This is a genomic window from Streptomyces corchorusii (genome assembly GCF_001514055.1).
Lineage (GTDB): Bacteria > Actinomycetota > Actinomycetes > Streptomycetales > Streptomycetaceae > Streptomyces > Streptomyces olivaceoviridis.
On sequence record NZ_KQ948370.1, the window covers coordinates 147,926 to 170,715 of the forward strand.

The 22,790-nt window shown below is 68.4% G+C and carries 19 protein-coding genes and 1 pseudogene; 13 read left to right on the forward strand and 7 right to left on the reverse strand.

Features of this window, described 5'->3' with window-relative positions:
- Positions 1-63 precede the first annotated feature (63 nt).
- From AQJ11_RS37985 to AQJ11_RS38010, 6 genes and pseudogenes are all read left to right on the forward strand, one after another.
- Complete coding sequence (locus AQJ11_RS37985; RefSeq protein ID WP_059266354.1) at positions 64-2,079, forward strand: ATP-dependent nuclease; 2,016 nt, start codon at positions 64-66, stop codon at positions 2,077-2,079.
- A gap of 46 nt (positions 2,080-2,125) precedes the next feature.
- Positions 2,126-3,994: a UvrD-helicase domain-containing protein gene (locus AQJ11_RS37990; RefSeq protein WP_059266355.1), complete on the forward strand. Its 1,869-nt coding sequence runs from the start codon at positions 2,126-2,128 to the stop codon at positions 3,992-3,994.
- 190 nt (positions 3,995-4,184) lie between these two features.
- A pseudogene (locus tag AQJ11_RS47285) lies at positions 4,185-4,712 on the forward strand (DEAD/DEAH box helicase); the annotation flags it as partial.
- Between the two features lie 608 nt (positions 4,713-5,320).
- A complete protein-coding gene (locus AQJ11_RS38000; RefSeq protein WP_079082597.1) occupies positions 5,321-6,574 on the forward strand; it encodes an IS256 family transposase in 1,254 nt (417 codons plus the stop codon).
- Between the two features lie 73 nt (positions 6,575-6,647).
- A complete protein-coding gene (locus AQJ11_RS38005) occupies positions 6,648-7,079 on the forward strand; it encodes a DUF5959 family protein (RefSeq protein WP_059266357.1) in 432 nt (143 codons plus the stop codon).
- A 488-nt stretch (positions 7,080-7,567) separates the two neighbouring features.
- A complete protein-coding gene (locus tag AQJ11_RS38010) occupies positions 7,568-8,263 on the forward strand; it encodes a TRADD-N-associated membrane domain-containing protein (RefSeq protein WP_059266358.1) in 696 nt (231 codons plus the stop codon).
- On the opposite strand, the gene AQJ11_RS38015 is transcribed toward AQJ11_RS38010, so the two are convergent.
- Positions 8,260-8,895: a hypothetical protein gene (locus tag AQJ11_RS38015; protein WP_208616714.1), complete on the reverse strand. Its 636-nt coding sequence runs from the start codon at positions 8,893-8,895 to the stop codon at positions 8,260-8,262. The genes AQJ11_RS38010 and AQJ11_RS38015 overlap by 4 nt on opposite strands.
- Positions 8,896-8,945: 50 nt before the next feature.
- Positions 8,946-9,992 carry an NADP-dependent oxidoreductase gene (locus AQJ11_RS47290; RefSeq protein ID WP_059266360.1) on the reverse strand — a complete coding sequence of 349 codons (1,047 nt, stop codon included), beginning with the start codon at positions 9,990-9,992 and terminating at the stop codon, positions 8,946-8,948.
- A gap of 223 nt (positions 9,993-10,215) precedes the next feature.
- Here AQJ11_RS47290 and AQJ11_RS38025 point away from each other — a divergent pair, with 223 nt between their 5' ends.
- Positions 10,216-10,629 carry a winged helix-turn-helix transcriptional regulator gene (locus tag AQJ11_RS38025; RefSeq protein ID WP_059266361.1) on the forward strand — a complete coding sequence of 138 codons (414 nt, stop codon included), beginning with the start codon at positions 10,216-10,218 and terminating at the stop codon, positions 10,627-10,629.
- 237 nt (positions 10,630-10,866) lie between these two features.
- Here AQJ11_RS38025 and AQJ11_RS38030 read toward each other — a convergent pair whose 3' ends face one another.
- Entirely contained in the window at positions 10,867-11,211 is a 345-nt protein-coding gene (locus AQJ11_RS38030) for a hypothetical protein (protein ID WP_059266362.1), read from the reverse strand.
- Positions 11,212-11,775: 564 nt separating this feature from the next.
- On the opposite strand from AQJ11_RS38030, the gene AQJ11_RS38035 reads away from it, so the two are divergent.
- Positions 11,776-12,465, forward strand: a complete 690-nt coding sequence (locus AQJ11_RS38035) for a hypothetical protein (protein ID WP_208616715.1) — start codon at positions 11,776-11,778, stop codon at positions 12,463-12,465.
- A 245-nt stretch (positions 12,466-12,710) separates the two neighbouring features.
- Here AQJ11_RS38035 and AQJ11_RS51745 read toward each other — a convergent pair whose 3' ends face one another.
- The 4 genes from AQJ11_RS51745 to ku all read right to left on the reverse strand — a co-directional run bounded on the left by AQJ11_RS51745 (position 12,711) and on the right by ku (position 17,033).
- Positions 12,711-13,409 (reverse strand): hypothetical protein, encoded by a 699-nt coding sequence (locus tag AQJ11_RS51745; RefSeq protein ID WP_244218556.1) that lies wholly within the window; start codon positions 13,407-13,409, stop codon positions 12,711-12,713.
- A 673-nt stretch (positions 13,410-14,082) separates the two neighbouring features.
- The gene (locus AQJ11_RS38045; RefSeq protein ID WP_244218561.1) at positions 14,083-15,261 is read right to left on the reverse strand and encodes a PP2C family protein-serine/threonine phosphatase; all 1,179 of its coding nucleotides are present in this window, start codon (positions 15,259-15,261) and stop codon (positions 14,083-14,085) included.
- 298 nt (positions 15,262-15,559) lie between these two features.
- Complete coding sequence (locus tag AQJ11_RS38050; protein WP_059266363.1) at positions 15,560-15,787, reverse strand: DUF6417 family protein; 228 nt, start codon at positions 15,785-15,787, stop codon at positions 15,560-15,562.
- Positions 15,788-16,112: 325 nt separating this feature from the next.
- Positions 16,113-17,033, reverse strand: coding sequence for a non-homologous end joining protein Ku (gene ku / locus AQJ11_RS38055; RefSeq protein WP_059266364.1), 921 nt, complete (start codon positions 17,031-17,033; stop codon positions 16,113-16,115).
- A gap of 504 nt (positions 17,034-17,537) precedes the next feature.
- Here ku and AQJ11_RS38060 point away from each other — a divergent pair.
- From AQJ11_RS38060 to AQJ11_RS38080, 5 genes are all read left to right on the forward strand, one after another.
- Positions 17,538-17,984 (forward strand): peptidase inhibitor family I36 protein, encoded by a 447-nt coding sequence (locus AQJ11_RS38060; RefSeq protein ID WP_059266365.1) that lies wholly within the window; start codon positions 17,538-17,540, stop codon positions 17,982-17,984.
- A 547-nt stretch (positions 17,985-18,531) separates the two neighbouring features.
- Positions 18,532-19,410 carry a hypothetical protein gene (locus tag AQJ11_RS50135; RefSeq protein WP_059266366.1) on the forward strand — a complete coding sequence of 293 codons (879 nt, stop codon included), beginning with the start codon at positions 18,532-18,534 and terminating at the stop codon, positions 19,408-19,410.
- Between the two features lie 144 nt (positions 19,411-19,554).
- Positions 19,555-20,379, forward strand: a complete 825-nt coding sequence (locus AQJ11_RS38070; RefSeq protein ID WP_107120940.1) for an ATP-dependent DNA ligase — start codon at positions 19,555-19,557, stop codon at positions 20,377-20,379.
- A 451-nt stretch (positions 20,380-20,830) separates the two neighbouring features.
- Positions 20,831-21,073 carry a hypothetical protein gene (locus AQJ11_RS38075; RefSeq protein WP_208616716.1) on the forward strand — a complete coding sequence of 81 codons (243 nt, stop codon included), beginning with the start codon at positions 20,831-20,833 and terminating at the stop codon, positions 21,071-21,073.
- A 200-nt stretch (positions 21,074-21,273) separates the two neighbouring features.
- A complete protein-coding gene (locus tag AQJ11_RS38080) occupies positions 21,274-22,755 on the forward strand; it encodes a helix-turn-helix domain-containing protein (RefSeq protein WP_059266368.1) in 1,482 nt (493 codons plus the stop codon).
- Positions 22,756-22,790 lie beyond the last annotated feature (35 nt).

A 22,790-nucleotide genomic window follows, 5' to 3' on the forward strand; every position in this document is an offset into this window, starting at 1 on the left:
GGGCAGTTCTCGCGTCACCGTCCACGCGAGAGTCCAGCGCGTCAAGGAACCATCTGGAGTGGCATGCAGCTCAGCCGTGTACGGGTCAAGAACTTCCGCAACTTCGAGGACTTGACGATCGCCCCGTTCCCCTCTCCCGCTGTCATCGTCGGTGAGAACGGGGTAGGAAAGAGCAACCTACTGGCCGCTCTGCGCCTCGTGCTGGACCCTGAGTTGCTAGATCGGTACCGCGTCCTGGATGCCGACGACGTCTACGATGGCAGTCTCGGCATCGCCGGCGGTGCCGAGGTCAGCGTGGAGGTAGAGCTTTCCGGTTTTGACGCCGACGCAGACGCACGCGCCGTCCTCGACGGTGCCATCGTCAGTCTCGCTCCGCTCACGGCCCGTCTCACCTACTTGTTCCGTCCCCGGCAGCGTGCAATCGACGCCGACACCAGCGGCGCCGACAGCGACGCGCCTGAGGGAGAGCTGACCGCGGCAGACTACGAATGGACGATCTTCGGCGGCACTGATCCTGGCAACAGCATGCGGGACGTCAAGCGCTACGCGGCATTTTCTGTGCTGCCTGCGCTGCGGGACACCGAGCAGGATCTCGCCCGTCCTGACCGCAGTCCCTTGACCCGGCTGTTGCGCGAGCTGCCGCCGGCCGCCGAGAACCTGGAGAGAACGCTCGCGGTGATGCGGCAGGCACGCGCCGAGCTCGCCAAGGACGACAACGTACAGAAGCTGACACAGCAACTCACGAAGCGGATCACCGCGCTGGCTGGTCCCCGCATGAGCATGTCCCCGACGCTGGATTTCGCTGGACGCGAAGAGGACCTGCTGCGGCGCGTGCAGTTGTACATCGACGCGGCTAACACGCGCACCATCGATCGGACCTCCACCGGCATGGCCAACGTGCTGTATTTGGCGATGTTGTTGGAACGCCTGGAGATCCGGCGTGTGACCGAGGATGGTGAAGACACTCTGCTAGCCGTGGAGGAGCCTGAAGCCCACCTGCACCCGACACTGCAACGTCATCTCTTCTTCCATCTGCTGCGTAACCTGAGCCGACTGATGCTGACCACCCACAGCCCTCACATCGCTGCGGTCACCCCTCTGACCAGCCTCGTGCTGATGTACGAGGAGAATGGTCAGATCCAGGCCCGGTCGGTGCCCAAGGCGCTGCTGGAGGAGCGGGAGCGCAAAGACCTGGAGCGGTATCTGAATGTCAGTCGTGCAGAGATGCTCTTCGCGCGCGGCATTGTTCTGGTCGAGGGCATCGCCGAGGCCTACCTTGTTCCGGCGTTGGCAAGCGCAGCAGGACTGGATCTTGACGCACACGGCATCGTGGTCGCCAACATAGAAGGCACCGACTTCGTTCCCTACGCACGTCTGCTGGGGCCAACCGGACTGGAGCGGTCATTTTGGATTCTCACCGACGGTGACCAGACCGATCTCGACCCTCAGCAGCATGCGCACCTGAGGGAAGGCGGGCTGACACGCGCCGTCGACGTCCTGGACGTCCTGTCACCTGCTGATGGTGAGCGGATGCGGACAACACTGGAAACGATGCGTCTGGCGGAACTGCCTGAGGATGGCAGCGCTCGTGAAGGACGCGATGACTTGGTCGCCGCCGCGGCACAGCACCGGGTCTTCGTAGGCGAACATACCCTGGAGATCGATCTGGCCCGCCTGTTGGACGAGGAGATGCGGGCCGCGTTCGACGAGTTGGTTGCGGGGCCCGTGGCGCGCGGGAACTTCGCAGATGCCCTGCGGGCGGCCTTGTCCACGACCACGCCGCAACAGCGCAGGGACGTGCTCAGTCGGATCGAAAAGAAAGAGGTCAGCAAGGGGCGGTACGCCCAGAGGCTGGCCGCTCATGTCGAGCAAGTCGGCGACCTGGCCGCGCGTGTGCGCGCTCTCGTGGGAGTCGCCCCCGATCAGCCGGTGACCCAGACGATGCTGATGCAGATGGGCGGCTGCGGTCCGTTGCTGGCGCTGCTTGATCAGCTCTGTGGCAACTGCCTTGGCCGTCCCCTAGCCCCCGGTGTGGAAATGGACGCCCAGCCGGCCGTCGATGTGCTTGACGCCGGATGACGGGTGCCTGCGCACTGTCAGCACCGTTGAGCAGAGGAGAGGCCAGATGCACCACGACCAGCTGCCCGCGATGGAAGAACGACTGCCTGCTGCGCTAGCGGCCGAGTTCGCCGAACTCACTGACGAACAGCGGGAAGCAGCCTCACACCAGGGAAGTCTGGTGTTGCGCGCCGGTCCCGGCGCCGGCAAGACCCGAACCCTCGTGGCCCGCGTCGGATACTTGCTCGCCACCACGTCACGTCACCGCTCAGTCGCCGCCATCACCTTCACCGACGCAGCCGCGACCGAGGTCACGCAACGGCTGCGGCATCTTGGCTTGCCCGGCGGTCGTCGCATATCCAGCAGCACGATCCACAGCTTTTGTATGCGGCACATCCTGCTGCCCTATGCCCACTTCACCGACACACCGCTACCCGACGACTTCACCGTGTGCACTGAGGCTCAAAGCAGCAAATGGTGGGACGAAGCTGCATACGACGCCGGGCTGGGCGAGCTGAAAAGTAAAGACCGCACCGAACTGAGCAAACAGCGCAGGCTGCTGGCTGCCGGAACCGACTCTGCGTCCTTCAACCTGCTCTACCGCGCCACGATCACCCGTTACCGGGAGCTGCTCACCGAGCGCCAGGTTCTCGACTTCGACGCCATACCCGAGCAGGCGCTGAACGTCCTGCGAAGCACCCATGAAGTGCGGAAGATGATCGCCGCACGCTTTCCGCATATCGTCGTCGACGAGTACCAAGACCTCGGTCCGGTCCTGCACGCCATTGTCCTCGAGCTCCTTGCCTGTGGAGTTGAGTTCACCGTCGTCGGGGACCCGGACCAGACCATGTTCGGCTTCCAGGGAGCCAGCCCCCACTACCTAACGGAACTGGAACAACTCCACGGGTTCGTCACCCGGCAGCTGAACGTGAACTGGCGTAGCGGCAGCCACCTAATCACGGCCGGTTTGCGCGTTCTTGACGCCGACCGCCCCTACCGAGCCGCACCCAGCCGCAATGAACCCGGACTGGTCACCGAGGAAATCATCGTTGGCCATCGTGACCTCGACGAACACGCGTCCCGTGCCGTCACCATCGTGCAGGACCGCATCCGCGCCGGAACGCAGCCCGAAGAGATCGCAGTGCTCTACCCGAGTCAGGGACCGCTGCTGACCGAACTCCACACTGCCTTCGAGCAGGCCCAAATCGCCTATGACGCCGAGAAAGCCCGCAAGATCCCGCCTGGGCACCTGGCCGACTTCATCTCCGACTGCACCAGCCGCTACCTCGCAGGACCTCTGCCAGGTGGCGCGAGCGCATTGCCCGGCGCCGCAAAAGCCCGCACCTTGATGGAACTCGCCACGTTGTGGCACCGGCGGCGCGTGGCAGCCGGCCTGGCCATCGAAGAGGACACCCCACGTCGTCTGGCACGCACGCTCACCCAGCTCTTGGACGCCAGTCCCCGACCGCAGCCAGCCGACGACGCCACCGACTTTCTCGAGCGCCTCATCTCGGAGCTCGATCTCAGTACCCTGGCCGCAGCAAGCGAAGACAGCCGCGACCATACCGCCATCCAGCAGTGCCGGGGCGCTGCAGCCGCTGGCCTGTCCTTGGCCGAAATGGCCGGCGCACGGGCGCCGGGCCGCATCGTGATGACCACCTATCACAGTTCCAAGGGCCGCGAGTTCGACATCGTCGTACTGCCCGGCCTGGTCAATAAGCACATCCCGTACTACGGCTGGTCCGGCCCGACCCAACGGGAGATGCGCAATGCGCGACGCAACTTCTATGTGGCCTTCACCCGGGCCCGCCACGAGGTCGTCCTGATCACAGGCAAGTACCACACTGACCGGTGGGGCGAGCCTCATACCACCCGACGTTCCGTATTCGTCGATGACATCCTCGGCACCCACCCCGAGCACAACGAGGACAGGTAACCCCAGCCCACACCGCTGCGGCCAGTCCGACTTGGTTCAACGTGCTCCGCAGCATGCATACGCACTGCGCCGGTGTGGGGGCAGTGCGCGTGACGCTGCCAGATCGTGAGGCCGCACCCCGCGCATCCTCGCTGCCGCCCGCCCGCAGAAGGGTATGGACGGCCAGGAGGCGGAGATCGCGACCATGACCCCTTCCCCGTGATCGGGGAATTGGAGGAGGCGCCGTGAGGCGGCGCCTGGCGCTCCTGCAGACCGCGCTCCTGGAGCACGCCGCCGCGCACAACCTCCGAACGGTCATGACGTTCCACCAGAAGGTGAAGGCGCCGCCGCGTTCGCGGACAGGCTCCCGGAGACCGCTGCCGAGCTGTACGTCAATGACGCCTCCGATGAGGACTTGGCCGCCGCGGACAAGCTGCCGAAGTCGTCCATCGACGCGGAGCTCTACGAACTCGAGGCCGGCCGCCACGTCCCGCCGGACCGGGTGTGGTCGGCATGGCTGTGCGCCGACCACCTCGTGTCCGAACGGCGCGAGGTCCTGCGCCAGTTCGACATCGGCATCGACGCGTCCGGCCGCCGGTCCCACCGCGCCTTCATCGCCAGCGTTCGCGTGCTCGGCGAGGGCGTGGACATCACCGGCGTGCGGGGCGTCGACTCGATCTGCTTCGCCGACACCCGAGGCTCCCAGGTGGAGATCGTCCAGAACATCGGCCGGGCACTCCCGATGACTCCGCCCGCGGCCATCAGCGCCTTCAGCTACCTCCGGGCCGTCCAAGCCGACAACGCCGACGCCGCCCGCGAATTCGCCAGCGCCGAACCGCGGATGCCCGAGCTGCTCGTCGACACCGCGACGCGGATCGTCGTCCCGGTCACCGCGCTGCCCGGCCCGGAGGCCGGCGAGCCGTGCGCGGACACCTTCGCCCTGGAAGCCCTCGGACGCGTCTTCATAACCTCGCTGCGGATCTGGGCACAGGCCGGACCGGACACGGCCGAGGGCATCGCCCGCGCCGTCATCGACTTCGCGCAGCAGTTCCTCACCGAGGACCACGAGGACGTCGCCGACACCCTGCGCCAACTGGAAGCCGTCAGCGTGGGCCAGGCCCTCGATGCGCACCCCGCACCAGACGGTGCGTACCCGGTGCGCCTCACTGCCGTGTAGGGCGCGCGCCGCGCGGTGGCGGTGCGCACCAGTACCACGTGGCGCGCACCAGAGCAATGCTCAGATCCTGTGGATCACTCCTGACGGAAGGAGGCGTACCTTCCCGATGGATCGATCGATAGGCCATCGAGCAAGGCCGACGTTGCCGCGTCGGTCGGGAAGGCACGCCCGTGCTTACGGTAGTCAACGAGGACGGCACCACGCCAAGCGGCAGTTCGCTGCTGGATGAGATTGTCCGGGAAGGCGCACGGCGGATGCTGGCCGCCGCGCTGGAGGCCGAAGTCAACGCCTACATAGCCGAGTTGGCCGATGAGCGCGACGACAAGGGGCGTCGCCTGGTGGTCCGCAACGGCTATCACCAGCCCCGGAACGTCACCACCGCGGCTGGCGCGGTCGAGGTGAAGGCGCCGCGGGTGAACGACAAACGCGTCGACGAGGCCACGGGCGAGCGCAAGCGGTTCTCCTCCGCGATCCTGCCGCCGTGGTGCCGCACGTCCCCGAAGATCAGCGAGGTGCTGCCGCTGCTCTACCTGCACGGCCTGTCTGGCGACTTCGTACCCGCCCTGGAGCAGTTCCTCGGCTCCTCCGCCGGGCTCTCGGCGGCGACGGTCACCCGGCTGACGACACAGTGGCAGGCCGACCACGCCGCCTTCATGGACCGCGACCTCGCGGAGGTCGACCACGTGTACGTGTGGGCCGACGGCATCCACCTCAACGTCCGCCTGGAGGAGGCCAGAGCCTGCGTTCTGGTGCTCATCGGGGTCCGCGCCGACGGCTCCAAGGAGCTGGTCGCCCTCAAGGACGGCTACCGCGAGTCGGGCGAGTCGTGGGCTGACCTGCTGCGGGACTGCGCCCGCCGGGGCATGCGCGCCCCGGTGCTCGCGGTCGGTGACGGCGCCCTGGGCTTTTGGAAGGCGCTGGCCGAGGTGTTCCCCGAAACCCGTGAGCAGAGGTGCTGGGTTCACAAAACGGCCAATGTCCTCGACTCCATGCCGAAGTCCGCGCAGCCGGGCGCGAAGAAGGCCATACAGGACATCTACAACGCCGAGGACCGCGACCATGCCGAGGCGGCGATCAAGACGTTCGTCCAGCTCTACGGCGCGAAGTTCCCCAAGGCCGTCAAAAAGATCACCGACGACCAGGAGGAGCTGCTGGCGTTCTACGACTTCCCGGCCGAGCACTGGATCCACCTGCGCACCACGAACCCCATTGAGTCGACCTTCTCCACGGTCCGGCTGCGGACCAAGGTCACCCGCGGCGCCGGCTCCCGCACCGCCGCCCTGGCCATGGTCTTCAAGCTCGTCGAGTCCGCCCAGCAGCGGTGGCGGGCCGTGAATGCGCCCCACCTCGTCGCCCTCGTCCGCGCCGGAGCCCGCTTCGAACGAGGACACCTCGTTGAACGCCCCGAAGCCCACGCGGCCTGACGCACCTCAACCGAGGCTGTGTCCGTGCCGACGATTAGTCTTCGGCAACATGTGCAAGTCGGGAGGGGCAGTCATGCCTGAGGATCCGATCGACCTGATCCGCCTGGAGGGGGATGGCAATAGCGTCATTCTCCGGATCACGGGAAAGGAGGAGCGGAAGCCTCCCACCGAGGCCAATGCCCTGGTCGGAGAGTTCGTGGTCGATACGCCCTTCGTCCGTGGCACCCTCAAGACCTGGATCTCCCCCGAGGACCTGCGGCAGTGGCAGCAGGCTCTGGACTTGCTCGACGCGGGCCAGGACATCGCCTGGCGCGAGGGAAAACGCGCTCCGTGGCTGTTCATCGAACTCGACGAAGACGACGACCGGTGCCAGGTCACGATCAAGGACTGCTCCATGTCCCTGACGACGGTGACGGTCACCGTCCCACTGGCCGACGCCTGGTTCGACGACGCGTACCAACGCCTGGACTTGGTCTGGGAGACCTGGCCCATGACTGAAGACTGAACCATGGCCGACGAACGAGACCGCCAGCCTCATTGAGCTGGGGACTCACCACGCGCTTGATCCACAGGTCTTGACTATTACTCTCTTCGGCATCTGACGGACGTTACCGCACCACGCTCGATCGACACAGTGCGGTACACATCGCCTTGTGTAGTGAGTGCCGTGGCCCGGTCTACCACTCGCAGTGTTCTCGAGCGCCGGCGGTCGATGTCCGTGTACCCAGCGGTCGCCTGTGCGCCCCGTCGGCAGTGATGGTTCGGCCTCTGTGCGGCCGCAATTGGCTGGTCAGATGCTGGGCGAGGAGATGGCTGGCTGCCACACTCAGCCGGTTGAACTGATCACTGCACGGCCGTGGCGCCGTACGGAGAAGTCCGGGGGGATCCTTGTCGAGCGCACGCCCAAGCGGAGGCCGCTACATCCGATCAGGCTCACCCTCCCGGCCGTCCGCGCTGTCATCGCTTGCCGCCTTGGGTGTGGTGTTCCTAGGCGTGGGTGTCGCCAACGGCGGTGCGGAAGCGGTGCCGCTGTGGCTGTGGACCCTGATAGGCGTCACAGTGACCGCGGTCTCGGGGATCGCGATCTACCTGCTGGTCAAACAGATCCGCCGGGAGGACCTCCAGGTGCAGGCGGCTGAAGAGGCAGCCGAACGGCAGAAAGAGATCGACGCGCAGAAGCTCGCGGACCTCAAGACCGTGACGCCCCTGGCCACGCTCCTCGAACTCAACCAGTCCCAGATCGACGAATACCACCGGATCGCCACCGACCAAGCCGACCGGTCCTTCCGGTCCTCGCAGCGTGCCATGGGATTGGGCCTGCTGGTGATCGTGGGCTGCTTCGCCGCCGGCCTGTACTTCGCCAACGGCCAGACCAAGGTCTTCGTCGCCGCCATCGCGGGCGTCGCCGCGGCGCTCTCCGCCTTCCTCAACCGCACCTACCTGCAGATGTACGGGCAGACCCTGAGCCAGCTCAACCGTTACTTCGAGCAGCCGGTCCTGACCGGCTACTACCTGACCGCGGAGCGCCTGGCCCAAGACCTGGGCGAGGATCCCGAGAGCGAGATGCGCCGCCGCATCATCGACCAGGTCCTGGAAGCCAGTGCCCGGATGAACAACGGCGCCACCGGAGAAGAACCACCGCCATCGGCCAAGCCGAAGGCGAAGAAGAAGCGCACCACGGCGTCCTAGTCGCTGCTGATCAGCTGCGCGCTGCCAGAGCCTAGGTGAAGGGTCCCGGAGCAGGGCGTTTTCTCGCGGTAGACGGCTCCTTGGATGCGGGCCGCGGAACGGGTCAGCAGCTCGACGACCTGATCGTGTTCAGTGTCGGAGCGGGCGTCCAAGATGAGCCGGTCCGGGCGCGTGGCGTGGCCAGTGGCCCAGGCAGGACTGAGGTCAAAGCGGTACCACAGTGGCATGGAGCGCATGAGGAGTGCGCTGCGCAGCGGGGTGCTGGCGGTGTACGCCCAGCACGCATGGTGCGCGGCTTCTTCGTCGGTGAGGCCGTTGTGCTGCCACAGCGGTGAACGCCCATCCTTCTGATGCCAGCCGGTCTCCTGCCGGAAGACCATGCGGGCGGTATCCATGTTGGGCCAGCGCTGCGCATCCACGAGGTCGAGGCGCGCCCCTGTGGGGAGGTGGGTCAGGCGCACCCGCCGACAGGTGAGGTCGATCAGCCGAAGGCCGGGGATGCCGCACACGCCATGGTCTTCGTGGAGGAAGGGCAGGATGCGGCTGGCGACGCGGCATGCCGTGTTGGTGTGGATTTCCAGGTAGTCAGGCTGGTGGCAGATGGCGTTCAGGTAGCCCCTGATGCTGGCCATCGCGCTCTTTCGCGGCTGTTCCAGGGGGTGCGGGTGCTCATGGTTGCTCATCAGGCACTCGAAGAGGAGGGCCTGGAAGGCCAGTTGTCCGCGGTCGGTGGGGTCCAGGGTGGGGCGGGCACCCTTCCTCTGGAGTCGTCCCAGATACAGAAGGCGCGCGAGTTCCTTGCTGATCCGCTTATCGGTCGTGTGCGGCATGAGGTTCCTGCTCCGGCTGCTCCCGGGCGGCAGCCGTGGAGGAATGCCTGCACGGACACCGAGAAACGCGTCTTGCGGGACCGGGCATCCCACCCTTGAGACTCCTGCGACTCCGCCCGGGCGGATCGCTCGCCTCCAGGCCGTCCCTGGCCTGTCAGAGGGGACAGTAGCGAACCGCGCGCGGCAGACTGTTCGGTGGTGGGTTCGCTGCCGGGCCACAGGCCGGCGTAGGCGCCGCCGTCACGGACGGCGGCGAGCGCGGCCGCGCCCAGGCTCGCGGTGTCCAGGACGCCGTCGAAGGACGCCGGCTCGGGAGTCTCGTCGCGGGCCAGGAAATGGTCGGCGCCGCGGGCCCGGACGAAGTCCTCGCAGGCGGCGGCGGTACCGGTGACCTTCCAGCCCCGCTGGTAGGCCAGCTCTGTCGCGTGGGCGCCTACCCCGCCGTTCGCGCCGACGACCAGCAGACTCTGCCCCGCGGACAGGTCGAGCAAGTCGAACACCTGGGAGGCGGTCGTGGCGTTCAGCGGCAGCGTGGCGGCATGGACGTCGTCGAGGGAGGCGGGGGACGGGGCGAGGATGCCGGCGTCCACGACGATGTGGTCCGCGTGGGTGCCCAGCGGCTTGTGGTGCCCGGTCACCACGGCGAAGACGCGCTCGCCGACCTTCCAGTCGGCGCCGGGGCCAACGGTGTCGACCACACCGGCAACGTCGAAGCCGAGCCCGACGGGGCCCTGGCCACCGAAGACGCCGGAGCGCATCGCGACATCCACCGGGTTGATCGCGGCGGCCTTCACCTTGATCCGCACCTGCCCCTCGCCCGGAACGGGGAGCGGGTGCTCGGTGATCTCGACGGCCTCGGGCCCGCCGAAGCGGGAAACGGTCGCGGCGCGCATGGTCATGGTTGTCCTCCAAAAGGGCGGGGTGCCGCCCCAGCACGGATAGGGGCGACGTCCTGTTCTGCGGGCCGTCGGCGCCGTCCCACACGGGGTTCGCGCCGGGACGATGCCCCGCTACGCACTGATAGACGTGTTACATACGATTGGTGCGTAACCCATGGTGCGTCAGCATGGAGACCTCCACAAAAGGCACATCCATGTGCGGAACAGGAAAGGCAGGTGCGTCATGCGGGCCGACGGGGAAATCGAGCGGACCGCCGTGCGGTCGGGGCCGTGCGCCCGCTGGCCGGCCGAACAGGGCGAGACGATCCGCCAGATCGTGGACCGGGCCGGAGACAAGTGGACCGTACTCGTGATCGGCACCCTGCAGCACGGCCCCCTGCGCTACACCGACCTGCAACACGCCGTCACCGGCATCTCCCAGCGCATGCTCACCCACACCCTGCGCCAGCTCCAGCGCGACGGCCTGGTCACCCGCACCGCCTACCCCGAGGTGCCGCCGCGCGTCGAATACGCCCTGACCGACCTGGGCACCACCCTCCTCGACGCCGTCACCGCCCTTGTCGACTGGGCAGGCACCCACCACGACGAGATCCAGGACCACCGCGCCCGCTACGACAGCGAGACCACCGCCCGCTGACGCGGCGGCGCCTCCCGCCAGCCATGTCCGTCACCGGCATCGACTCAACGAACACTTTCATCCGGCCGCTGACCTGGCGTGATCCAGTGCCAGGGGCCCCGCTGCTCCGACCCGGCGCAATAGCCCGCCACGGGGACGCGAACCGGATCAGCTCATGCACACCGCCCGGACCATGACCGTTCTCGCCGGTCACCTGCGCCGAAGTTCCGAGGCGGGCCTGGGCGTGGCACTTCGCTACTACTTGATCAGGCCAATGAGGTCATCGATGCTTGTGACACCCACTAGTGAGAGTGCAGCAACGCAGATTCCTCCGATCGTCGTCCAGTACGTAGCGATGGTGATTTTTCCAGTCTTTACATCTTTGTATAGATGATCTGCGGCCGTCCTAAGTATGAAGACGGGGCCCATAAGGAGGGCCAGGCCGATCACGATCTCCTTTAGTGACAGCTCCTCGTTCTCACGTACACCCATCGCATACAGCACCTTGAAGGCGAGAACGCCACCGACCACAAGCGCGATGAGGCACCAGACAAGGTCTAATGGGTCATCTGATTGATTCTGATCGCCACTCTCATCCGGCATGCAAGTACCCGCCCCCGGTCACGTCCGATCAAAGCCCGAGTCTATCCAGGCTGACTGCCGTGCACGCAGCCATCCTGGTGTACCGGACACGGCCGTCTGAACCGCGCACACCCTGCACCGGCGCCGGGATGTCCTGGCCCGGCGGGGCTGGTCGCCGCACTGGGCGGAGGCCCGCTCCACCGCCTCCACCAAAGCGCTGGATGCGTCGGCCAGGAGCACCACGGCGTCGGGTATCAGGTTCCCGGCCGGGGTGGGGCGGGTGACTTCCACCTGCCAGTCGGCGTGGCCGGCGCCGCGCAGCAGGCTGTCGGACGCCGATCCCCGCTCGGAGTCGTGCCATCGACCTGCTCCCCGAGCAGACCGGCGGACGCGGCATCACCGTCGTCTACCGCCACGACCGGGACCTCGAGGCCGCGCTGATCCTCTGGCTCAGCGCCAAACAGCCCAGCGACTCGCCGCCCTGTGTGCGTCCAACTCGCCATTTTTCAGGGGATATTGACAGCTTTTCGTGTGTTCTGTCATGTTCTGTCCGCCGTTTCCGGCGAACGAGCGAGAGGTGATCTCATGCGACGAACCGAGTACGACGAGCCCCAGGCCGCGAAGCGGCTGCACACGACGGTCGCGGTGCTGCGCTGGGCGCGGCATGTGGGCGTGGTCCCGGATCCGGACGTCCGCGGCTACGCGTGGTCGAGGCCGGCGGTGGAGGCGATGGACGCGGAGGGCGTGCGGGCCTCGATGCCGCGTGAGGCGATCTCCCCGTATGAGGCGGCGAACCGCATCGCGGCAGCGCTGGGCACGCCGAACGAGCCCGGCCAGCCGCCGGCGGTGTCCACCTACGCGGTGGAACGCCTCATCGCACTCGGCCTCCTGCTCGACCTCAGCGCCCACCGCCGGTACACCCTCCTCAACCCCGACCAGGTCGACCAAGTCGCCGCCCGGGAGGGCCTCGCCGAGCTGCTCGACCGCGAGGCGCCGCTCGGCCCGGAACAGGCCGCCGCCAGGCTCGGCGTACGCCGCGTCGATTTCGAGTGGATGCGCCGCCTGGGCTGGATCTCCCCCGTCTCCTGGGGCCGCGTCCAGTTCGGCGCGAGCAAAGCCGGCGCCGTCAACGCCCCGCGCTTCGCCACCGGCCACGTCGACGACCTGCCCGCAACACACCCGGAGATCGACTGGACCCAGTTGCGCCGCGTCGGGAAAGGCCGGCGCTCGCCGCTTGCGGCGCTCCGCCCGGAGCCGACGCCCGTACCGGCGTAAGCCTCGTTCCTTCCGCCCGCCCGCGTCCTACACCGTCCAGAAGGGCGGCGCGGGACGCGGGCGTTCTTCTTGCGAGCCGATCAGACATCGGTCTCTTCTCGGCTGCGCCTCATACGGCCCGTGTAGGGCCTCCTGTGGGTTGTCACCTGGGGTGGCCCCGTCCGTCCCGCCCAGTGGGCGGTGACTTCGGGGTCGGTCCCGCTGTGCGGGCTGGCGGCTGCCGACCGCACAGCGGGCTTGTGCGGTCAGGTCCGCCGACGGAACCAGCCACGGCCCCGGCCCGGCCCCTGGTCGTCCTCCGGCTCCGGCGGCGCGGCGGCCTGGAGGCGGGCGGCTTCCTCGCGGGCGACGTCGTCGGCGCGGCACGGTCCGCACACGGAGGTGTCCCCGGCACTCCAGGCCCTCTTGTGCCCGGTGGTCTCCTCCCAGCGCTGGTCGGTGAACTTCCTTCCGCACCGCTTGCACACGGGACGCTGCGCCTCCCGCTCAGCGGCCCGGCGCCGCTTGTCCTCCGCGTCGGCGCGGGCCTCCTGGTCGCGGAAGAGAATCTCGCCGTCGGGGTTGTCGAGCGCGTCCGTCAGCGTCTGCTCGCCCTTGCGTCCCAGCCGCCGCCACACTGCCGCGCCGGCGCCGTGCTCCTGGAGCTGCTCCAGGGTGGTGACGACGACGGGCACCGCCTGACGGTAGTCCCGCGCGGTGACCGCGTTGCGGTAGAGGGAGTCGTACCGGTGCGGCGCCCAGTAGCGGCGGCCGGCCTCCTCCAGCACGGCGACCGTGTTGGCGACCTTCGCGGTCGTGGTGTCCGCGAACACGAACGCCACCGGGACCAGGCCCTCCCGGCCGGTGGGCGGGTAGACCCGCCGCCACAGCCGCTTTCTCGTGGTCGACGTGCTCGATCGCGTCCGGCCGGGAGCGGACCAGGTCCACGGTGTGCTTGTCCGCATCCTTCGGGAGCAGCCGGCCCCACTCCCAGTACCGGCGCAGCTTGGCGACCAGGTCGTGGGCGTCCTCGGTGCGGCGGTCGATCTCCAGTAGCAGCACCGGCACGCCGGCATCCGGCGCCCGCACCACCAGGTCGGCTCGCTGCACGTAGCCGTTGCCGAGCCGGTGCCCGATCTCGGTGGCGAAGCCGAGCTCGGTGGCCGATGCCTGCGCGGTGGAGTTCGGCGGCCGTCGAGGTGACCGCCGCGGCGTGGTCGTCGTAGCCGGTGCCGAGCAGCTCCCCGGTGTCCGGGTCGTACTCCCGCTTGCGCAGCGCCGAGACCCCTATGCCCTTCGGCTCCAGTAGCTGCTTCGCCTCGCTGTGTCCGCGCCGGGTCAGCACCCATACCTGCCGCTGGTCCTCCTGCACCGACTCGATCCTCACCAGGTGGTGGTCCTGAAGATCCAGGAGGTTGTCCCGTGAGGGTATGCGGACGGTGAGGTCACCGGTGATGACGCCGACTTCGCCGGGCCTGGCGGGCGAGCCGGCCGGAGCTTGTCCGCGGCATGCCGGTCATGGCACTGGCGGCGCGGGCGAGGGCGGCTTCACGGGCCGCCCCCACCGGGGCCGGCTCTTCGCGCATCCGACGCGTCCCAGGCAGCTTCGCGCGAGCTGAGGTCAGCCGGCCGGACGGGTCAGGTGTTGGAACCGCCGTTGGTGTCGCGCTGTCCGGTACGGCTGCCGTGCCAGTCGAGGACCATCGTGGTGGCATCGTCGGGAAGAGATCCTGCGCAGGCCTCGTGGACTGCCCAGGTCAGGGTTCGCACCACTTCGCGGGGGTGGTCGTCGCGGGTGGCGTGGATGAGAGCGGGGAGGTCGACCGTGGCGGCTGCGCGTTCCCGCATGCCGTCGGTAATGAAGATCAGGCGGTCGCCGGGCTCCAGGCCAAGGCGCTGCACCCGGTAGGTGACCGGAGCGGGCACTCCGAAGGGCATGTTCACCGTGAGGGTCAGCTCCTCCACGGTGTGGCCTCGTAGGCGTAGCGGCCAGGGGTGGCCGGCGTTGACCAGTTCGCAGGTGCCGGTTTCCAGCTCGACGCGGAGCAGCTGGCCGGTGGTCATGCCGCGGCCATGGCTGGTGATCGCCTGGTGGGCGGCGTTGGCCTGGTCGAGAAGGCTGTGCCCGGCTCGGCGGGCGCCGCGTAGGGCGTTCACGGTTAGGGTGGCCAGCAGTGCGGATGCGGTGTCGTGGCCCATCGCGTCGGTGATCGACAGGTAGAGGGCGTCCTGGTCGAGGGCATAGTCGTAGGTGTCGCCGCCGATATCGTCGGCCGGTACCAGGCCGCCGACGAGGGTGAACTGCGCGGCCTCGCAGCAGGATGCAGAGGGCAGTAGCTGGTGCTGGATCTCGGCGGCCAGGCTGACAGTGGTGGTGCGCCGGCCCCAGTGGTAGAGGTCGGTGAAGCGGCGGTCGGTGACCACGATGTACGCCAGCGCGTGCGCGGCCTGCGCGACAGCGTCCCGTACCGCGTCGTCCGCTTCGGGTACGACCAGGTCCAGGACGCCGATGCAGTCGCCGCGGTTGGTCACCGGGGCCACCAGCCGGCAGCCGCCCTCTTCGTCCGGCTCCTGGTACAGGCTCTGGGAGCGCAGCACCCGGTCGTAGACGCTGCCCGCCAGCCCACGTCTTTCTGTCTTACCCCGCGTCTGCGCGGCCGTGCCGGCTCTGGGCAGCCGTACGGCTTCCTGTCCGATCATGTCGACGAGCCAGAACGACACCTCGTTCGCCGAGAACCGTTTCTCCAGGTTGCGGGCCACTACGTCGACCGACTCCACCGGCGCGGCATCCTCCGCCGCCTGCAGCACCTCATCCAGGCCAAAGCGCTCACCATCCGGCACAGGCACCTCCCAGTCCACCACCCCGGATTCCCGGCGAACCCGTTTTGGATGCGCCGACCAGGCGCAGCCCGGCCAGCCCATCCTCTGCCCGCCGTGCAAGCTCATCGGTTACGTTCCGACTCCTCGAGGGGCGTGCCGGTGTGGCTTGGGCTTGTAGCCGAGCCGGTGCTTACCTCCTCTGCGCCTGCCAGCGCAGCGGTTCTACGCTGCGCACATCCGCGCCGGCGCCGACGTTCGCCGGCTTAGCCGACCGCGGCCGCCGGGCGGCGGGGGCTCACTCCTGTGAGGGGACACGGGCAGCGATCTCCTTGGCCCAGCGCTCGGCCTCGGGCGCATGGGCCCCACCCTCGGCGGTGACGAGCCGCAGCCAGTTCAGCAGGTCGTGCGCCTCCTGAAGCGTGAGCAGCGGCAGTCGCTCGCCCTCTGTCTCCATCGGCACGAAGTCGATCTCGTCCAGGTCCAGGTCCTCGTAGCCGTCCACGACCGTGGCAACGCTCCGCACCCCACCCCGGTCACGGGCCCTGGCCCTGGCCCTGGCCCTGGCCCTGGCCCTGGCCCTGGCCCTGGGCAAGAAACAGCCCCGGCCGGCGTGGCCGCCGGCCGGGGCTGAACCCGTGAACAGTGTGGTCGTGAAAGGGTGGTCGCCTACGCGGCGAAAGGCTCTGCGGGGCTTCAGCCGGACGATCGTCCCCGCAGGCAATAGGTGAGGCCCGGGGACACTGTCCCCTTCACCACCACCCCGTCTACAACCACACCCACCCGCAGGACATTCCCGAGCCGACCGGGACGGCCCACGGATCGCGCCGTTGGGTGCACGGGGCTCTACCTCAGGCGCTGCGAGGCCGGCGGCCGGCTGTCTTCTTCGTGGCCGTATTCTTCGCTGCGGTCTTCTTGGCCGGCTGTTTCTTCTCCACGGTCTTCTTCGGCTGCGGCAGCTCGTGCACCTCGGCCGGGCCGGCGGACTCGCCCCGGGAGGCCTTCGCCTTCGACACCGATTCCTGCAATGCGGCCATCAGGTCCAGCACCGCCGCCGGCTCCTCCGGCTCCGGTGCCTCCGGCAGCGGCCTGTCCTCGCGCTTGGCCTCGATGAGCTGCGCGATGGCCTCGGTGTAGCGGTCCTGGAACTCCGGGCCCTCCAGCTCCTCCACCGTCATGGTGTCCAAGAGCGCGAGCGCGCTCTCGATCTCCGCCTCGGACACCTCGGTGGGCGGTGGGAGCAGCTCGGTGGGGTCGCGGATCTCGTCGGGCCAGCGCATGGCGTGCAGGACCAGGACGTCGTCGCGCACCCGCAGCAGCCCGAGTCTTTCTCGGCCGGACCAGGCGTACTTGGCGACGGCCACCTTCGACGACCGTGACAGGGCCTTGACCAGGAGCTTGTACGGCTTGGCGGCGACCTGGCCGGCGGGCTGGAGGTAGTAGCCGTCGGCGATCCGGATCGGGTCGACCGATTCCAGGGGGACGAACGCGTCGATCTCGATCGCCTTGGCGGTCGGCAGAGGCAGGTTGCTGAGATCCTCGTCGGTGATCGGGATGACCTGCGTCCGAGTCAGCTCGTATCCCTTGCCGATCTCGTCCTGAGGGACCTCGCGGTCCTCCAGCTCGCACACCTTGCGGTAGCGGACCCGTCCCTGGTCGGGCAGGTGGTACTGGTGGAAGTGGATGCTGTGGTCCTCAGTCGCGCCGACCACATTGATCGGCACCGTGACCAGGCCGAAGGAGATCGCGCCGGACCAGATCGTTCGGGGCATGACCCACCTCTCGTACTCGCCCCGAGCTCCTCCAGCGTAGGAACGCCGCCGACGACCCGCATCTGTCCGCACCCCCGCACCCGGCCTGCGCGGTGGTGCGCAGACGGCCCGCGACCAGGCCACCCGTTCGGCTCCGTGTACGTGCGCCGCGAGGGGCACTCCGCTGTGTGCGTTGTGAATGCCCTCCGGGCGGTGGTGTCGCGGTAGGTCCCCGAGTCCCCGTCGCGACACCCACCGGGCGCCGGCCCCGGAATGCCAGCGCGCGCCCGAGCGGGGTGGGACGGCTACTGCACCCGGGTGACCCCGCCACGCCCATGCGGAGGGTGGGCCGCCCCCGCACGAGGCGACCCACCATGACCACGCCCGGCTCATGGGCCAGCGTCGGGAGGCCGACGGCAGGCGGAGACGGCGCCGTCGCGAGCCGACCAGCGCCGACTCGCTCGTCTGAATGAACATCGGCGGGAAACGGCATGGCGAACCGTTCCGCCAGGACAGGCCGATGCCATGAAACTTCTGCCTCCACGACGGCCCCGCGCCAGCAGGACTGCACTGCTCGCCGCCGCCGTCCCGGCCGTCCTGGCCGCATCACTGACCGGCCTCGCACCCGCCCACACCACCACCACGGGGGCACCCGCCGTGGCCCGCGACCAGATCGCGTGCCCGCGCGGGTTCGTCTGCATCTACCCCGACATCAACTTCAACGGCCAGCCCTACGTCAAACGCGCCGTCGACGGCTCGGTGCGGCACCTGCCCGACTACATCCGCGGCAAGGGCAGCTCCATCATCAACAACAGCAGCCGCACCGCACGCGTCTACCAGAAGGACAACTACTTCGGCCGGCACGTCTGCGTCGGACGCGACGGCGGCACCATCAGCGACCTGCGCTCCTACCAGCTCAACGACACCACACACAGCCTCCGCAACAACGACACCCCCTGCGGCGCCTCCTGATCCCCCGACAGGGGCTCATCCGCCTGCCGGCCGCCGGCCGGCAGGCCCCTGGGCTCGCCCCCTGGCCTGCGCCAGTGCAACCGCCTGATCCGCGGTCGGCCGCCGCCCCGGCACCGGAGTCTTCTCGCTGACTGCGGTGGCTCGTGTGGAAGGCATCTCCCCATGACGTGATCCTTGCCCGAACCGATGCTGACCGTGACCGTGGACAACCCTGTGCTGCCCTCCGGGTGGGCAGCTGAGCCGAAGTGGGACGGTTCTCCAGACACCTGAAGTTGTCTCACCTGGGTGATAGTTCGGCGTCTCGCCGCAGCGGGTGGGACGTAACGGTGACGGGGCCCGACCCGGCGGCGGCCATGGTCCTGTGCCAGGGCACGCTCCTCGACGGTAAGTGCGTCACCGGCCCCGGGATAGCAGTGGTGCCCGACCCACCAATATCACGCTACGACGTATTAGGGGTTGAAGATTCTGTGCAAGCTCCTGCTGGCGCCCCGGACTGCCTGTAAGGATTTCCCGACTTACCCAACAACTGTGAGTAACGGAGACAGCAGTGACTCAGGCCCAGGGTGCAAAACCGCCTGTTCCGGCGCAGTCCGGTGGGGACGCCGGGACGCCGCAGCAGCCGCAGCAGCCGCAGCAGCCGCAGCAGCCGCAGCAGCCGCAGCAGCCGCAGCAGCCGCAGGAGCCGCAGGAGCCGCAGGAGCCGCAGCAGCCGCAGCAGCCGCAGCAGCCAGACGGAACGCCGGCCGGAACCTCACCAACGCCGGATCGGAAGAAACGCGACGGGATGCTGATTGCGACGATGATCGCCACGTTCGTCGCGGCCGGAGGTCTTGTTGCCTCTGCCTGGACGGGCTACTACCAGGTTAAGACGTCCCAAGATCAGTTAGCGCAGTCGAAGGAGGACTCCGAGAAAGAACTCCAGTCTCAAGCCTCGCTCGTCTCAAGCTGGACAATGGACGGCAGGAACGGTAAGACCACCGGCTACTTCGCGAACCGGTCTCTCGACCCAATCTCCCAGGTCACCATCGGCATAGCGACGGGGTTTGACGGCGAGACGCAGGAAGGTCTGTACCGCGGTGATAAGGAGCTGCTCGACCTCAGCGACGTGCCGCCATGCAGCATCGTCACGATCCCGCAGAGCCAGGCGCCCGGGAACGCGCAGTACTTCGCCATCGCCGGATTCTCGTTCGTGGACGTGCGCGGCCAACGATGGGGACGCGACCGGTACAAGCCGCTAAGGGCCATGGACCTGCCCGCCGCCATACACAACACACGAGACAGCGAGAAAGGTCGGCTGATGGCCACTTGGAAGCTCCTCTTCGGAGGTGCCGGCCAGCCGTCGTTGAGCACGGCCAGGCCGGGCTCGGCGTTCAGTGACATCCCGGCGCCCAAGCCCTTGAAGGACTGCGGAACCGACAAGAGGTAAACCGTGTTGCGCCCCTGAGCGGTCAGGGGCGCCCGACGCTCTGCCTCATGAGACACATCAACCCCTGGAGAAGGACGGCTACCGCGCTCAGCTCGGCGTGTTCGCGGGCGGCCGGGTGCTGCTGCGCTCCCGGCAAGGGACGGCATGACGGCATCGTTTCCCGAGATCCAGAGGGCAGCGCTCGCGCAGCTACCGGCGGACACCGGGTTGGATGGCGAGCTGGTGGTGTGGGAGCGGGGCCGGCTGGCGTTCGAGCGGCTGCGGCAGCGCCTTGCGCGGCGCGGGTCCGGGGCAGTGGAGGCCGCTCGCCAGTGGCCTGCACATTATGTGGTCATCGATCTGGTCCACGCGGAGGCGGTTCTGACCGGCTGGCCGTACAAGCGGCGGCGTGCCGCCCTGGAGTCGCTGTTCGAGGACCACGACTTGAAGGCGCCGTTGACGCTGTGCCCGTCGACCAGTGACCCGGCGGTGGCACGTGAGTGGCTTGCGTGGACGGCGGCCGGGCTGGAGGGGCTGTGCTTCAAGCGGCTGGATGAGCCGTACCGGCCGGTGCGTTCCTGGCTCAAGTACGAGGTGCGGGTCACGACCGGGGCCATCGTCGGTGCCGTCACCGGCTCCGTCGCGGCGTCCCGGACGGTGCTGCTGGGCCGGTATGACGCCGCGGGCCGCCTGCGGTACGTCGGCCGCAGCACCACGCTGTCCCGGGCCGCCGGCCGCGCCCTGGCCGACCAGTTGGCCCCGCCGTCGGGCCCGCACCTGTGGGAGGGCTGGACGTTCAGCGCGGGCTGGGGGACGCGGCGGACGCTCGATGTGCACCTGGTGCATCCCGGTGTCGTCGTGGAGGTCGCCGTCGACGTCGGCCGAGACAGTGCTGGACGGTGGCGGAATCCGGCGCGGCCGCACCGCGTGCGCACGGACATCGATGTAGCGCAGGTATCGCTGTTCGATGAGGGCGACGCTTCGCGGTGATCGTTTCTGCGAGCTGGTGATCGGGAAGTGGCGTGTCCCGGGTCGTGCTACGCCGGTTGATTGACCGCATCAGATCATCTTCCGACCATTTCCCTGCGTCTGGCGTGCGAAATGCTGTCCACTTCGACCACTTAAGGCGTGGCTGGTGACTGGAAAAGGAAGGAAACGTCCGGGAGTGAGAACAGGCCACGTCCGAAACGCGGAGCTACGGAATCCGGGGATATTCCCCTGGACGTGGCAACGAAAATCCACTGTCCCGGGAAGATCGTCATTATGACCCAGAGTGCGGCATTTGGGTGATTAGCATATCGCACTGTGTATCGGTAGCTTCACCGTCAGGTTGCGTGCGGGACCTCGCACAACGTCTCCAAACCCTGTTCGAAGTCCCGCACGCTCAACGGCAATCCAAGAGGAGTGCCCTATGGGGCGATCTACCCCCCGGCGTCGCCGGGTGAAACAACCATCCGGCCGCTTCGCACGCAAGCGTAGTGGCCGTAACGAAAACTTCCGTTACGTGAACCGGTCTGGCACGCATGCCGTTAGTGCGTTCATCGGAATCCTGTTCACCGGATACCTGCTCATTTCCCGCCCGCCCATCCACGTGACGGTCTCCCCCGAAGCCGCCACCGCCGTCGGCGGTGCGCTCACCGGCGCCGCCCTCCGGCTTGTGCGGTTCCGCCGTTACCGCCGCTGAGAGGCCTTGATTCGGGGGGAGACCGGCTTGCCGGTCTCCCCCCGACCCACACCCTGCGGCACGGGCCCCTGGCACAGCCCCGATCCGTGCCGCGCAGCCGGCGCGCGTGACGAAACCCGGGGAATCCCCGGTGCATCCGGCGCGGGCAACCCTTCATGAACCCTTTTCGTTACGGACGGAAGCAACCGTGAGTGACAACTGTGAGTACTGCGGCTCCCCTCTCACCGGAGGCCCGGGCAAGGGCCGGCCCCGGAAGTACTGCACAGACGCCTGCCGTCAGGCCGCCCACCGGCGTCGCACCCACGCCGGACCCGGATCCGCACCCCCGCTCCCGGCGCCCCCGGAACCCGCGGCCGAGCTGTCGCCGAGCCCCGCCCGGACCCCCCCCGGCCTCCCGGGCCGCCGGCCATGCCCCCTCGGCCGGGGACGAGCTCATCGCCGAGATCGCCAAAGACATCCAGGACGGTGCTCGCGAACTCGCACGGCTCCTGCCCTCGCTCGACGGGGAGGAGCCCCTGCTGCGCATCACCCAACTGCAAGAGCAGCTCGACGGCCTGACCGCAGCAGCCGTCGGCCGGGCACGCTACCGGCGTGTCACCTGGGTCACCATCAGCTCGGCCCTGCGCATCAGCGAGGACACCGCCCGCCACCGCTACACCGACCGCTACCTCCTGCGCCGCCTCGCACGGTTTAACCGGTCCGGGACGGTGCCCACCACCGTGGCCGGCCTCTTCACCGCCCCCGGGGACGGCACCGCCTCACCTCAGGACCCGCCCTCCGCCGGCGACACCGGCGGCGACGGCAACGAGGCGGGCAGCGACCGCAGCGACCGAGGGAACGGACCAGACCAGACCACACCCACCGAGCCGGCAGGCGCCGCCTACAACCGGCTCGCGCCGATCCTGTCCATGCTCATCCGCACCGCCCAGCTCACCAACAAAGAGGTCAGCGGCAGGATCGGATGCTCCCCCTCCTACCTGTCACGGATCCTGACCGGCGAACGCGTACCAACCTGGGACCTGACGCGCAAGTTCGCCCACGCCTGCGGCGCCGACCCCGAAGTCCTGCGCACCGTGTGGGAGTCGGAGAAGCTCAGCCACAAGTGCCGCGAACCACTCCCGGAACCCGACACCCCACCCCTGCCGGCCGCCGAACAGCTACGCGCCGCAGTCCGCACCCTGCACCTGCGCGCGGGACGCCCCGCCCCCAACGACATTGCCGTCGCCAGCCGGTGGGTGCTCACCGCCGGCACCGTGGCCTCCCTCCTCGAAGGCACCGTCCTGCCACCCCACGACGTTCTGGAAAACTTCGTCCGCCTCCTGGGCGGCGACGTCGACCACTTCGCCCGACTCCTGGACGACGCCCACCACGAAGCCACCCACGGCACAGCCGTCCTGCCGACCCCCAGCCAGCGAACAACTGACGTCGTCACCGCTACCGCACACTTAGAGACCGGCCTCGCCTCCCCACCCGCCGGCCCAGACACCGTCATGAAGGCCTTCAGCAAGGTCCTCACCGAAGAACGCACCATCGAAGACGGCCGCGCCCGCCTCCTGGACAAACTCGCCGAACAGAACCCGCAGACAAACCGCGAACGGTGGCGGCCGATGACCGCGATCACCGCCGCCCTGCGACAACGCAAACTCCCCCCAGCCACCGCCATCACCCCCCTCGGAGGATGACCCATGCACCCTGCCACACCCGGTGTCCCCACCCG

Excerpts from the sequence above, each read along its gene's own strand:
- AQJ11_RS38005 (WP_059266357.1), top strand. The coding sequence starts at position 6,648 with ATGCCTGAGGATCCGATCGACCTGATCCGCCTGGAGGGGGATGGCAAT.
- AQJ11_RS37985 (WP_059266354.1), top strand. The coding sequence starts at position 64 with ATGCAGCTCAGCCGTGTACGGGTCAAGAACTTCCGCAACTTCGAGGAC.
- AQJ11_RS37990 (WP_059266355.1), top strand. The coding sequence starts at position 2,126 with ATGCACCACGACCAGCTGCCCGCGATGGAAGAACGACTGCCTGCTGCG.
- AQJ11_RS47290 (WP_059266360.1), bottom strand. The coding sequence starts at position 9,992 with ATGACCATGCGCGCCGCGACCGTTTCCCGCTTCGGCGGGCCCGAGGCC.
- AQJ11_RS51745 (WP_244218556.1), bottom strand. The coding sequence starts at position 13,409 with ATGCGGACAAGCACACCGTGGACCTGGTCCGCTCCCGGCCGGACGCGA.
- AQJ11_RS38070 (WP_107120940.1), top strand. The coding sequence starts at position 19,555 with ATGACGGCATCGTTTCCCGAGATCCAGAGGGCAGCGCTCGCGCAGCTA.
- AQJ11_RS38035 (WP_208616715.1), top strand. The coding sequence starts at position 11,776 with ATGCGACGAACCGAGTACGACGAGCCCCAGGCCGCGAAGCGGCTGCAC.
- AQJ11_RS38030 (WP_059266362.1), bottom strand. The coding sequence starts at position 11,211 with ATGCCGGATGAGAGTGGCGATCAGAATCAATCAGATGACCCATTAGAC.
- ku (WP_059266364.1), bottom strand. The coding sequence starts at position 17,033 with ATGCCCCGAACGATCTGGTCCGGCGCGATCTCCTTCGGCCTGGTCACG.
- AQJ11_RS38060 (WP_059266365.1), top strand. The coding sequence starts at position 17,538 with ATGAAACTTCTGCCTCCACGACGGCCCCGCGCCAGCAGGACTGCACTG.
- AQJ11_RS38015 (WP_208616714.1), bottom strand. The coding sequence starts at position 8,895 with ATGGCCAGCATCAGGGGCTACCTGAACGCCATCTGCCACCAGCCTGAC.
- AQJ11_RS38025 (WP_059266361.1), top strand. The coding sequence starts at position 10,216 with ATGCGGGCCGACGGGGAAATCGAGCGGACCGCCGTGCGGTCGGGGCCG.